General features: G+C 67.0%; 9 protein-coding genes. 6 read left to right on the top strand and 3 right to left on the bottom strand.

All coding sequences use genetic code 11. The features are described 5' to 3' along the window. Positions 1-157 precede the first annotated feature (157 nt). Entirely contained in the window at positions 158-1,456 is a 1,299-nt protein-coding gene (locus TMZ1T_RS16870) for a hemolysin family protein (protein WP_012585973.1), read from the top strand. 186 nt (positions 1,457-1,642) lie between these two features. Here the strand turns inward: TMZ1T_RS16870 and TMZ1T_RS16865 are convergent, their stop codons facing one another. Beyond that, the gene (locus TMZ1T_RS16865; RefSeq protein ID WP_004314663.1) at positions 1,643-2,314 is read right to left on the bottom strand and encodes a GntR family transcriptional regulator; all 672 of its coding nucleotides are present in this window, start codon (positions 2,312-2,314) and stop codon (positions 1,643-1,645) included. A gap of 410 nt (positions 2,315-2,724) precedes the next feature. On the opposite strand from TMZ1T_RS16865, the gene scpA reads away from it, so the two are divergent. The 4 genes from scpA to accC all read left to right on the top strand — a co-directional run bounded on the left by scpA (position 2,725) and on the right by accC (position 9,708). Continuing rightward, entirely contained in the window at positions 2,725-4,890 is a 2,166-nt protein-coding gene (gene scpA / locus TMZ1T_RS16860) for a methylmalonyl-CoA mutase (protein ID WP_004314665.1), read from the top strand. Positions 4,891-5,104: 214 nt separating this feature from the next. Then, positions 5,105-6,148, top strand: coding sequence for a methylmalonyl Co-A mutase-associated GTPase MeaB (gene meaB, locus TMZ1T_RS16855; RefSeq protein ID WP_004314668.1), 1,044 nt, complete (start codon positions 5,105-5,107; stop codon positions 6,146-6,148). Positions 6,149-6,163: 15 nt separating this feature from the next. Continuing rightward, on the top strand, positions 6,164-7,696 hold the full coding sequence (locus TMZ1T_RS16850; RefSeq protein ID WP_004314669.1) for an acyl-CoA carboxylase subunit beta: 1,533 nt from the start codon (positions 6,164-6,166) through the stop codon (positions 7,694-7,696). 23 nt (positions 7,697-7,719) lie between these two features. Beyond that, positions 7,720-9,708, top strand: coding sequence for an acetyl-CoA carboxylase biotin carboxylase subunit (gene accC, locus TMZ1T_RS16845; protein WP_004314673.1), 1,989 nt, complete (start codon positions 7,720-7,722; stop codon positions 9,706-9,708). A gap of 252 nt (positions 9,709-9,960) precedes the next feature. Here the strand turns inward: accC and ypfJ are convergent, their stop codons facing one another. Further along, entirely contained in the window at positions 9,961-10,815 is an 855-nt protein-coding gene (gene ypfJ / locus TMZ1T_RS16840; RefSeq protein ID WP_187283009.1) for a KPN_02809 family neutral zinc metallopeptidase, read from the bottom strand. Between the two features lie 184 nt (positions 10,816-10,999). Then, on the bottom strand, positions 11,000-11,434 hold the full coding sequence (locus tag TMZ1T_RS21375) for a hypothetical protein (protein ID WP_187283008.1): 435 nt from the start codon (positions 11,432-11,434) through the stop codon (positions 11,000-11,002). A 189-nt stretch (positions 11,435-11,623) separates the two neighbouring features. On the opposite strand from TMZ1T_RS21375, the gene TMZ1T_RS16830 reads away from it, so the two are divergent. Continuing rightward, a complete protein-coding gene (locus TMZ1T_RS16830) occupies positions 11,624-13,078 on the top strand; it encodes a KamA family radical SAM protein (protein ID WP_012585971.1) in 1,455 nt (484 codons plus the stop codon). The last annotated feature ends 55 nt before the right edge of the window (positions 13,079-13,133 follow it).

The raw sequence follows: 13,133 nt of genomic DNA, 5'->3' as shown, positions 1-13,133 counted from the left end.
CTCCTACATTCCTCCTGCATTCCTCCTCCATCCCTTCCCGGGGGGGGGGGGCGGCGATGCGCCGGGGCACCGATTGCCCTTCAGGCCGCGGTGGTAGACTCGCAGACTAGATTCTGGTTTTGCCTTCCGGCGGGACCTTCATCCCAAAGGAGTCGTCGTGCCTGTCAACGAACTGCTCGTCATCCTGCTGCTGATCGCAGCGAGCGCCTTCTTTTCCATGTCCGAGATCTCCCTCGCGGCTGCGCGCAAGATCAAGCTGCGCGTCATGGCCGAGGCAGGGCATCTCAACGCCCGGCGCGTGCTTGCGCTGCAGGACAGTCCGGGCCACTTCTTCACCGTGGTGCAGATCGGCCTCAACGCCGTCGCCATTCTCGGCGGCGTAGTCGGCGAACAGGCGCTTTCTCCCTACGTCACCGAGCTGCTGCGCCGGGCCTACGCCGGCCCGATGCTCGACACCATCGCCTTCGTCGTCTCCTTCGTTTTCGTCACCTCGCTGTTCGTGCTTTTTGCCGACCTCATGCCCAAGCGCCTGGCCATGGTCCAGCCCGAACGCATCGCGGTGGCGGTGGTGCAGCCGATGCAGGTGTGCATGTGGCTGTTCGCGCCGCTGGTGTGGGTCTTCAACGGCGCGGCCAACCTCATCTTCCGCTGGTTCAAGTTGCCGAGCGTGCGCATCGAGGACATCACCGCCGACGACATCATGGCCATGGCTGACGCCGGTGCCCAGGCCGGCGCGCTGCTGCGCCAGGAGCAGCACCTGATCAGCAACGTGTTCGAGCTCGACTCGCGCATCGTGCCCTCGGCGATGACCTCGCGCGAGAACATCGTCTTCCTCACCCTGTCGGAGTCCGAGGAGAGCATCCGGCGCAAGATCGCCGCCCACCCGCACGGGAAGTTTCCGGTGTGCGAGGACGGCATCGACAGCGTGATCGGCTATGTGGACTCGAAGGACATCCTGCCGCGCATCGTGCAGGGCCAGGATCTGTCCTTGCGCACCCAGCCGATCGTGCGCAAGGTGCTGATGCTGCCCGACACGCTCACGCTCTTCGAGGCGCTCGAGCGCTTCCGCGACGCCAAGGAGGATTTCGCGCTCATCCTCAACGAATACGCGCTGGTGGTGGGCCTGCTGTCGCTGCAGGACGTGATGAACACGGTGATGGGCGATCTCGTCAGCCCCTTCCAGGAAGAGCTCATCGTGCGCCGAGACGACAACTCCTGGCTCATCGACGGCGCCACGCCGATCGAGGACGTCATGCAGGCGCTCGAGATCGAGGTCTTCGAGGGCTTCCAGAACTACGAGACCGTCGCCGGTTTCCTGATGTACCGCCTGCGCAAGGTCCCCAAGCGCACCGACTTCGTGACCTACCTCGGCTACAAGTTCGAGGTGGTCGACATCGACAACTACCGCATCGACCAAGTGCTGGTCACCCGCGAGACCCCGGTCGGCGCCGTGTAACAACAAGCCGGTTCCGACGCCCGTCGTCCGCGTCGGCGCCTGTCGGGTGCGGAATCGCCGCAATCGCGACTTGCGTCGCTCCCACGAAAACCGGCGGCGGCTTCGGTGGGATGTAGGAGCGACGCGAGTCGCGATTGCGGGCGTGTCGGCCGGGTCGCTCCCACACGAAATCAATGTGGCCAGGCCTCACGCGGCCTGCGTCTTCGCCTCGGCGATGCGGGCGAGGGCGGCGCGGCCGCTGAGGATGTGGGTGCGCATCAGGGTCTCGGCGCGCGCGCCGTCGCGGTCGAGCAAGGCCTGGAGGATGTCGCGGTGCTCGGCGAGCGACTGCTCCAGCCGGCCCTCCGAGAACAGCGAGTGGTGGCGCGACAGCTTGATCACCTTGCGCAGGTCCTCGATCACGTGGAGCAACCAGCGATTGTCGGCGATCTCCTGCAGGGCGAGGTGGAAGGCCTGGTTGGCCTCGAAGAAGCGGTCGATGTCGGGCTTGCCGGCGGCCTTCTCGAGGTTGGCGTGGATCGCGCGCAGGCGGGCGAGGTCGTCCTCGGTCGCGCGCGCAGCCGACAGCCGGGCGCACTCGCCTTCGAGCATCGACATCACGCTGAACACCTCGTCGAGATCGCGCTCCGAGATCTCGGTCACGTAGCAGCCGCGCCGCGGCTTGAGCGTCACCAGGCCCTCGGAGGCCAGTACCTTCAGCGCCTCGCGCAGCGGTGTGCGCGAGATGCCGTAGTGCTCGGCCAGCGCCTGTTCGTCCACCCAGGTGCCGGGCGGCAGCTCGTGCGAGAAGATCCGCTGGCGCAGGCGCTCGGCCACTTCCTGGTAGAGCGCGATCGGAGCGATGCGGGTGGCGTTCATGGGCGGATTCTTTCTTCGGAGCGGATTCAAAAGGTGGCGCGGGGCAGGGCCATCACGGGTGGTGGTGGCGCGTGCATGCCCTCTCTCGCCGGACGGGCCCGGCTCGCTGCGCGCCCTTTCCGACCGTCGGAACGCATTCGCCCGCTGCCGCCTATTGCATTCATAATTATGGATAAAGTATTATTTTTCCTGCAGTGCAAGTCAACTTCCGAAGCGCGATGCGTCATGGGAGGCGCCGGGACCACCCGGCGGAAGAGAGGGGACGCGTCGCTTGCCGGAGCGTCGACGGCCGCTCGTGGGATCGCCACGGGCGGCTTCGTCGCCGCCCCGGGGGGGTTTGGCTTGCCGATAAATCACCAATCCGGGTCGCGCCTGTACCCCAGGCCGCCGCAGATCTCACGAGGTTTCCCATGTCGAAAGCCAACGATCCCGTCTATCCCCAGCCCGACATCGAGGCCTGGAAAAAGGCTGCCGCCAAGCAGGCGCCGGGGGGCGACCTCGACAAGCTGAACTGGATCACGCCCGAGGGCCTCTCGGTCAAGCCGCTGTACACCAAGGCCGACACCGAAGGCCTGCAGCACGCCGACACGCTGCCCGGCTTCGAGCCCTTCCTGCGCGGCCCGCAGCCCACCATGTACGCGGTCAAGCCGTGGACCATCCGCCAGTACGCCGGCTTCTCCACCGCCGAAGCGTCCAACGCCTTCTACCGCAAGGCGCTCGCCGCCGGCGGCCAGGGCGTGTCGGTCGCGTTCGACCTGGCGACCCACCGCGGCTACGACTCCGACCATCCGCGCGTGACCGGCGACGTCGGCAAGGCCGGCGTGGCGATCGACTCGGTCGAGGACATGAAGATCCTGTTCGACCAGATCCCGCTCGACAAGGTGTCGGTGTCGATGACCATGAACGGTGCCGTGCTGCCGATCCTCGCCGGCTACATCGTCGCCGCCGAGGAGCAGGGCGTGAGCCAGGACAAGCTCTCGGGCACGATCCAGAACGACATCCTGAAAGAGTTCATGGTGCGGAACACCTACATCTATCCGCCCACCCCGTCGATGAAGATCATCGCCGACATCTTCGGCTACACCGCGCAGCACATGCCGAAGTTCAACAGCATCTCGATTTCCGGTTACCACATCCAGGAGGCGGGCGCCAACCAGGCCATCGAGCTCGCCTTCACGCTCGCCGACGGTGTCGAGTACGTGCGCACCGGCATCAACTCCGGCATGGACGTCGACACCTTCGCCGGCCGCCTGTCCTTCTTCTGGGCGGTGGGCATGAACTTCTACCTCGAGATCGCCAAGATGCGCGCCGCGCGCCTGCTGTGGTGGCGGCTCATGAAGCAGTTCAACCCCAAGAGCGCCAAGTCGATGATGCTGCGCACGCACTCGCAGACCTCCGGCTGGTCGCTCACCGAGCAGGACCCCTACAACAACGTCGTGCGCACCACGATCGAGGCCATGGCTGCGGTGTTCGGCGGCACCCAGTCGCTGCACACCAACGCGCTCGACGAGGCGATCGCCCTGCCTACCGAGTTCTCCGCCCGCATCGCGCGCAACACCCAGATCATCATCCAGGAAGAGACCCACATCTGTAACGTGGTCGACCCCTGGGCCGGCTCCTACATGATGGAGAAGCTCACCCAGGACATGGCCGACAAGGCCTGGGCGCTGATCGAGGAGATCGAGTCCATGGGCGGCATGACCCGCGCGGTCGAATCCGGCTGGGCCAAGATGAAGGTCGAGGAGTGCGCCGCCGACAAGCAGGCGCGCATCGACTCGGGCAAGGACGTGATCGTCGGCGTGAACAAGTACAAGCTCGCCAAGGAAGACCCGATCGACATCCTCGACATCGACAACCATGCGGTGCGCGAGGCGCAGATCGCCCGCCTCGACAAGATCCGCGCCACCCGCGACACCGCCGCGGTGCAGGCCGCGCTCGCTGCGCTCACCAAGTGCGCCGAGACGGGCGAAGGCAACCTGCTCGACCTGTCGGTCAAGGCCATTCGCCTGCGTGCCACCGTCGGCGAGATCTCCGACGCGCTCGAGAAGGTCTTCGGCCGTTACCGTGCCAATCCGCAAGCCGTTTCCGGCGTCTATGGAGCCGTCGTGGAAGAACAGGAAGACTGGAAGACCCTCAAGGCCGACATCGAGGCCTTCATCGCCGAAGAAGGCCGCCGCCCGCGCGTGATGATCGCCAAGCTCGGCCAGGACGGCCACGACCGCGGCGCCAAGGTGGTGGCCTCGGCCTTCGCCGACCTCGGTTTCGACATCGACATCGGCCCGCTCTTCCAGACCCCGGAAGAAGCCGCCCGCCACGCGGTCGAGAACGACGTCCATGCGGTCGGCTGCTCCAGCCTCGCCGCCGGCCACAAGACCCTGGTCCCGGCCGTCATCGACGAGTTGAAGCGCCTCGGCGCCGACGACATCATCACTTTCGTCGGTGGCGTGATCCCGGCGCAGGACTACGACACGCTGTACGCCGCCGGCGCCAAGGGCATCTTCGGCCCCGGCACGCCGATCCCGGCGGCCGCACGCGAGGTGCTCAAGCAGATCCGCGCCGCACGCAAGGCGGGGTGAGGTCCCCGCAGGAGCGACGCAAGTCGCGATCGCAGCGCCAGAATCAGCACCGCCCTGCCGGAGAGCCGATGTTTCCCGTAGGAGCGACGCAAGTCGCGATCTGGCGTACCCGTTCGCGCGGCGCGGATCGAGGCGCCGAAATCGCGACTTGCGTCGCTCCTACAAGAATCACGAACCGCAAACCGTAGAACGGACGCCCCCTATAAGACCCGACATGCCTGCTCCGATATCCACCCCTCTCGATCCCGCCGACCAGTCGCTGGTCGCTGGCGTGCTGGCGCGCCAGCTGCGGCCGCTGGCCAAGGCCATCACGCTGATCGAATCGCAGCGCGAGGACCATCAGGCGCGCGCGCAGAAGGTGCTCGAGGCGCTGCTGCCGCATACCGGCGGGGCGATGCGGGTGGGGATCTCGGGCGTGCCGGGCGTGGGCAAGAGCACCTTCATCGAGGCGCTCGGGCTCTACCTCATCGAGCAGGGCCTGCGCGTCGCGGTGCTCGCGGTCGATCCGTCCTCGTCGGTCACCGGTGGCTCCATCCTCGGCGACAAGACGCGCATGGAGCTGCTGTCACAGAACCCCGCGGCCTTCATCCGCCCCAGCCCCTCGGCCTGCAGCCTCGGCGGCGTGGCCGAGAAGACGCGCGAGACCATGCTGGTGTGCGAAGCTTCGGGCTTCGACGTCATCATCGTCGAGACCGTCGGCGTCGGGCAGTCCGAGACCGCGGTCGCCGGCATGACCGACATCTTCTGCCTGCTGCAACTGCCCAACGCCGGTGACGACCTGCAGGCGATCAAGAAAGGGATCATGGAGATCGCCGACCTGATCGTCATCAACAAGGCCGACATCGACGCCGGTGCGGCCATGCGCGCCAAGGCGCAGATCAAGACCGCGCTGCACATGCTGCGCCCGGCCAGCCCCAACTGGACCGTGCCGGTGCTCACCCTGTCGGCGCTCCAGAAGCAGGGCATCGCCGACTTCTGGAAGGCGGTGTGCGACTACCGCGAGGCGCTCGGCGCCTCCGGGGAGTTCGCCGCCAAGCGTCGCCACCAGGCATTGGCCTGGATGTGGGAGATGATCGATTCCGGGCTGCGCAGCCGTTTCCGCAGCCATCCCCGCGTGCGCGAGGAACTTCCCGCCCTCGCACGCGCGGTCGAGGAGGGCGACACCACGCCCGCGGCCGCGGCCTTCCGGCTGCTCGGCCACCTCCAATCCAACGAACAGGGCCGACTGCCGCGACAGCCGGCCGAAACCGAGATCTGACAGGAGATCGCACTCATGCAAGACATCATTCGCCAGCTCGAGAAAAAGCGCGAACTGGCCCGCCTCGGTGGCGGCCAGAAGCGCATCGACGCGCAGCATCGCAAGGGCAAGCTCACCGCGCGCGAGCGCATCGAACTGCTGCTCGACGACGACAGCTTCGAAGAGTGGGACATGTACAAGGAGCACCGCTGCACCGAGTTCGGCATGGATGCCGAGCACATCCCCGGTGACGGCGTGGTCACCGGCTACGGCACCGTCAACGGCCGCCTGGTCTTCGTGTTCTCGCAGGACTTCACGGTCTTCGGCGGCTCGCTCTCCGAGACCCACGCCGAGAAGATCTGCAAGGTCATGGACCACGCCATGAAGGTCGGCGCCCCGGTCATCGGCCTCAACGACTCGGGCGGAGCGCGCATCCAGGAAGGCGTGGACTCGCTCGGCGGCTACGCCGACGTGTTCCAGCGCAACGTGCTGGCCTCCGGGGTCATCCCGCAGATCTCGCTGATCATGGGCCCCTGCGCCGGCGGCGCGGTGTACAGCCCGGCGATGACGGACTTCATCTTCATGGTCAAGGACTCGTCCTACATGTTCGTGACCGGTCCCGAGGTCGTGAAGACCGTGACCCACGAGGAAGTCACCGCCGAGGAGCTCGGCGGCGCCGTCACCCACAACACCAAGTCCGGCGTCGCCGACCTCGCCTTCGAGAACGACGTCGAGGCGCTGATGATGACGCGTCGCCTGATCGGCTTCCTGCCCTCCAGCAACCGCGAGAAGCCGCCCGCGATCCCCTGCGCCGACTCCGCCGACCGCATCGACCTGTCGCTCGACACCCTGGTCCCGGAGAACCCGAATCAGCCCTACGACATGAAGGAGCTGATCTTCAAGATGGTCGACGACGGCGATTTCTTCGAGCTGCAGCCCGACTACGCCAAGAACATCATCATCGGTCTGGCGCGCATGGAAGGCTCGCCGGTGGGCATCGTCGCCAACCAGCCGCTCGTGCTGGCCGGCTGCCTCGACATCAAGAGCTCGATCAAGGCCGCCCGCTTCGTGCGCTTCTGCGACGCCTTCAATATCCCGGTCGTCACCCTGGTCGATGTCCCCGGCTTCATGCCCGGCACCGCGCAGGAATACGGCGGCATCATCAAGCACGGCGCCAAGCTGCTCTACGCCTACGCCGAGTGCACCGTGCCCAAGGTCACCCTGATCACCCGCAAGGCCTACGGCGGCGCCTACGACGTGATGTCGTCCAAGCACCTGCGCGGCGACGTGAACCTCGCCTGGCCGAGCGCCGAGATCGCGGTGATGGGCGCCAAGGGCGCGGTCGAGATCATCTTCCGCGAAGAGAAGGGCGACCCCGAGAAGCTCGCCCAGCGCGAAGCCGAATACAAGGCCCGTTTCGCCAACCCCTTCGTCGCCGCCAGCCGCGGCTTCATCGACGACGTGGTCATGCCGCACAACACCCGCAAGCGCATCTGCCGCTCGCTGGCCATGCTGCGCGACAAGCAGCTCGACAACCCGTGGCGCAAGCACGGCAACATCCCGCTCTGACCCGCGCACGAGGAACCGACCAAATGTTCAAGAAAATCCTGATTGCAAACCGCGGTGAAATCACCTGCCGCGTCATCAAGACCGCCCGCAAGATGGGCATCAAGACCGTCGCGGTGTACTCCGAGGCGGACAAGAACGCGCTCCACGTCGAACTCGCCGACGAAGCCGTCTGCATCGGCCCGGCGGCCTCGAAAGAGTCCTACCTGGTCATGGACAAGATCATCGCCGCCTGCAAGCAGACCGGCGCCGAGGCGGTCCACCCGGGCTACGGCTTCCTGTCCGAGAACGCCGAGTTCTCGCGCCGCCTCGAAGAGGAAGGCATCAAGTTCATCGGCCCGAAGCACTATTCGGTCGCCAAGATGGGCGACAAGATCGAGTCCAAGAAGCTCGCCATCGCGGCCGGCGTGAACACCATCCCCGGCTACAACGACGCCATCTCCGGCCCCGACGAGGCGGTCGAGATCGCGAAGAAGATCGGCTACCCGGTCATGATCAAGGCCTCCGCCGGCGGCGGCGGCAAGGGCCTGCGCGTCGCCTTCAACGACAAGGAGGCGCACGAGGGTTTCGCCTCCTGCGTCAACGAGGCGCGCAACGCCTTCGGCGACGACCGCGTCTTCATCGAGAAGTACGTGCTCGAGCCGCGCCACATCGAGATCCAGGTGCTGGGTGACTCGCATGGCAACTACGTCTACCTGAACGAGCGCGACTGCTCCATCCAGCGCCGTCACCAGAAGGTCATCGAGGAAGCCCCCAGCCCCTTCGTCGACCCCGCGATGCGCAAGGCCATGGGCGAGCAGGCCGTGGCCCTGGCGCGCGCGGTGAACTACGAGTCGGCCGGTACGGTCGAGTTCGTGGTCAGCGGCGCGACCAAGGAGTTCTACTTCCTCGAGATGAACACCCGCCTGCAGGTCGAGCACCCGGTCACCGAGCTCATCACCGGGCTGGACCTCGTCGAGCAGATGATCCGCGTCGCCTACGGCGAAAAGCTGCCGCTCGCCCAGGCCGACGTCAAGATCGACGGCTGGGCGATGGAATGCCGCATCAACGCCGAAGACCCCTTCCGCGGCTTCCTGCCCTCCACCGGCCGCCTCATCAAGTTCCAGCCCCCTGCCGAAGGCAACGGCGTGCGCGTCGACACCGGCGTGTATGAAGGCGGCGAGATCTCGATGTTCTACGACTCGATGATCGCCAAGCTCATCGTGCACGGCAAGGACCGCCAGGATGCGATCGAGCGCATGCGCGACGCCCTCAATGGCTTCGTCATCCGCGGCATCAGCTCCAACATCCCCTTCCAGGCCGCGCTGCTGCAACATCCGCGCTTCTGCTCGGGCCACTTCAACACCGGCTTCATCGCCGAGGAGTATCCGAAGGGCTTCGACGCCTCCATGGTCCCGCACGACGACCCCGCGCTGCTCGCCGCCGTCGCCACCTTCGCCCGCATGCGCTACATCGAGCGCGCCGTGCAGATCGAAGGTCAGCTCGCCGGCCACGGCCGCAAGGTCGCCAGCGAATGGGTCGTCGTCATGGGCGGCAAGCAGTACGCCATGCGCACCGCCGCCATCGAAGGCGGCCTCGCCGTCACCTGCGAAGGCCGGACCTACAACATCGTCTCCGACTGGAAGTTCGGCGAGCTGCTCTTCGCGGGCACCGTCAACGGCGCCCCGATCGGCCTGCAGATCGAACGCCGCGGCCTGCGCTACCGCATCTCGCACTTCGGCCTGCAGGTCGAACCCGTCGTGATGACCGTGCGCGCGGCCCACCTGCTGTCGCTGATGCCCGCGAAGCTGCCGCCCGACCTCTCCAAGTTCCTGCTCTCGCCCATGCCCGGCCTGCTGCGCGAGATCGCGGTGACCGAGGGCCAGGACGTCAAGGCCGGCGAGAAGCTCGCCATCATCGAAGCCATGAAGATGGAAAACGTCCTCAAGGCCGAGCAGGACGGCAAGGTCAAGAAGATCGTCGCCAAGCCCGGCGCCAGCCTGTCGGTGGACGAGGTCATCATCGAGTTCGAGTGATCGCCACCCGAAAACCGTTTTGATCGATGGGGAGGGAGACCCGGGCCACGCCCGGGTGCCTGTCGGCACGAGGCCTGCGCAAGCAGGCCTCTTTTTTGTCCGGCCACCGCGGGACCGGAACGCGCGCCGCGGACGGGCTCCCGGGTGACGTCGGTGCGATGTGTTGCGTCGCTCCTACGCGAAAACAATCGGCGTCATCGCCCTGGACGGGCTCCCGGGCGATGGCGCCGTGCCTTTGCGGCGACGGCGTAACTACAACCGCGGCGCGCTGAACGTGTCGCAGGACTTGAACTGCCCCTGCTGCAATCCGATCGCGAACCACCGCCGGCGCTGCTCGGCACTGCCGTGGGTGAAACTGTCCGGCACCGCGTAACCCTGGCTGCGCTTCTGGATGTGGTCGTCGCCCACCGCGGTGGCGGCGGCGAGGCCTTCCTCGATGTCGCCGGCCTCGAGCACGCTGCGGCTGCGGTTGGCGTGGTGGGCCCAGATGCCCGCGAGGCAATCCGCCTGCAGTTCCAGGCGCACCGAGAGCTGGTTCGCCTCGCGCTCCGACACCCGCGTGCGCGCCTGCTGCACCTTGTCCGAGATGCCCAGCAGGTTCTGCACGTGGTGGCCGATCTCGTGCGCGATCACGTACGCCTGGGCAAAGTCGCCGGGCGCGCCGAAGCGGTGGTGAAGCTCGTCGAAGAAGGCCAGGTCGAGATACACCTTGGCGTCCGCCGGACAGTAGAACGGCCCCATCTCCGCCTGCCCGACCCCGCAGGCGCTGCGCGTCGCGCCGGTGTAGAGCACGAGCTTGGGCTCGCGGTAGGTCGCGCCCCCCTGCTGGAAGATCGTCCGCCAGGTGTCCTCGGTGTCGGCCAGCACCATCGACACGAAGCGCGCCTGCGCGTTCTCGGCGGCGGGGCGGGTCTGGGTGGATTCGACCGGCGCGGGGTCGGTCATGGCCGTGTCGAGGACCACGCTCGGATCGATCCCGAAGTACATCGCCACCAGCGCGAGCACGATCGTCCCGATGCCGATCTTGCCCCCGCCGCGCAGGCCGCGCCCGCCTTGTCCGCGGCGGTCCTCGACGTTGTCGCTCTCCCTGCCGTTGCGGAAGTCCATGGTGCGCTCCATTCGTGGGGAACCTCTTCAGCTTAGTGAGTGCGGAGGGGGCAAGGCAAGCGCAAGCCATCCGCGCAGCGGCTCTCCGGCAGGCGCGACGCAAGTCGCGAATGCGGCGCTTCCGCCCACGCCGCGCTGCCCGAAGGCCGGAATCGCGACTTGCGTCGCTCCTACGTGAACCAAATCAAGGCCATCGCCTTGGATCGTCGCCCGGGCAGCGCGCCACGCATCGCCCGATACCGATGCCGATGCCGATGCCGATGCCGATGCCGATGCCGATGCCGATGCCGATGCCGATGCCGATGCCGATGCCGATCCCGATGCCGATCCCGATGCCGATCCCGATGCCGATCCCGATCCCGATCCCGATCCCGATCCCGATCCCGATCCCGATCCCGATCCCGATCCCGATCCCGATCCCGATCCCGATCCCGATCCCGATCCCGATCCCGATCCCGATCCCGATCCCGATGCAACTGTGATGGTGTCGTAGGAGCGACGCAAGTCGCGATCGCGGCGGTCGAGAACCGGCGCGGCCACGGGCGCCGCGGCCGGCAGCAGAGCTTCCTCCGAGTATGCCTTTATTAGATTTGCACAAAACAACTTTGTGACATACCATCACATCCCCAAGCGATTCCCCACTCCGGGGTGTCGACGGATGCCGGGAGCCTGGCCGCCGTCGGCCGATGCTTGCCTCGGGCGCCGCCGTTTGCCCGGCCACCGCACGCGCTGCCGAACCGCAACCGGTGCGCGGCCGCAACCCGCGGCACCGGCAGACCCCCAGCACAACCAGACCAAGGAGACGAACATGAGCGCACAAGTGCATGCTCTCGCGGCCCCGACCCCGCGCACAGCCGCCGCTGCCGCGACCGCGCGAGCGGCCCCCATCGCCGCCGCAGTGTCGAACCCGCGCGCCGCGCCCGCCGCCGAGCGCTTCGCCCCGATGTCCTTCAAGGTCTTCACCGCCCGCGATCTCGACCGCATCCCGCAGCTCGCGCGCCTTTCTCCCGAGCAGCGCTTCGAGATGAAGGTCGTGGCCGCCGTGCTGCCCTTCCGCGTCAACCAATATGTCATCGACGAGCTCATCGACTGGGCCGACGTCCCCCGCGACCCCATCTTCCAGCTCACCTTCCCGCAGCGCGGCATGCTCGCGTCCGAGCACTACGAGCGCATCGCCCGCCTCATCGAAGGCGACGCGGACAAGGACGCGCTCGAGGCCGCCATCGCCGAGGTCCGCCACGCCCTCAACCCGCACCCCGCCGACCAGATGCAGATGAACATGCCGCTCGACGAGCACGGCAAGCGCATCGACGGCCTGCAGCACAAGTATCGCGAGACCGTGCTCTTCTTCCCCAGCCAGGGCCAGACCTGCCACGCCTATTGCAGCTTCTGCTTCCGCTGGGCGCAATTCGTCGGCGACAAGGAGCTGCGCATCGCCAGCTCCGAAGCCCGCGTGCTGCACGACTACCTGCGCACCCATACCGAGGTCACCGACCTGCTCGTCACCGGTGGCGACCCCATGGTCATGAAGACCCGTCACCTGCGCGAATACCTCGAACCCCTGCTGCGCCCCGAGTTCGACCACATCCAGACCATCCGCATCGGCTCCAAGGCGCTCACCTTCTGGCCGCACCGCTTCCTCGGCGCCGAGGATGCCGACGATCTCATGCGCCTGCTCCGGCAGCTCGTCGAAGCCGGCAAGCACGTCGCGCTGATGGCGCACTACAACCACTGGAAGGAGCTCGAGACCGACGCCGCCCACGCCGCCATCCGCCGCATCCGCGCCACCGGTGCCGTCATCCGCGCACAAGGTCCGCTCATCGCCCACATCAACGACGACCCCGCCGCCTGGGCGCGCTTGTGGAAGACCGAGGTCCGCCTCGGCCTCGTCCCCTATTACATGTTCGTCGAGCGCGACACCGGCGCCCGCCATTACTTCGAGGTTCCGCTCGCGCGCGCCTGGGAGATCTACCAGCAGGCCATCCAGCAGGTCTCCGGCCTCGCCCGCACCGCCCGCGGCCCGAGCATGAGTGCCAGCCCCGGCAAGGTCGAGATCCAGGGCGTCACCGAGATCGCCGGCGAGAAGGTCTTCGTGCTGCGCTTCATCCAGGGCCGCAACCCCGACTGGGTGCAACGCCCGTTCTTCGCCCGGTTCGACGAAAAGGCCACCTGGCTCGACCAGCTCGCGCCCGCCTTCGGCGAGGCGAAATGGTTCTGGCAGGACGAATACGAGGCGATCCGCGCGGAAAGGCTCGTCGGCTGAGGGCGGGGCGGCGCTTCGTCAGCGTCCGACTCGCGACTCGCGTGGCTCCAGGCGC

The organism is Thauera aminoaromatica (assembly GCF_000021765.1).
Lineage (GTDB): Bacteria > Pseudomonadota > Gammaproteobacteria > Burkholderiales > Rhodocyclaceae > Thauera > Thauera aminoaromatica.
Note: the sequence above shows the minus strand (reverse complement) of the source record. Positions and strands in the feature narration are given on the sequence as shown.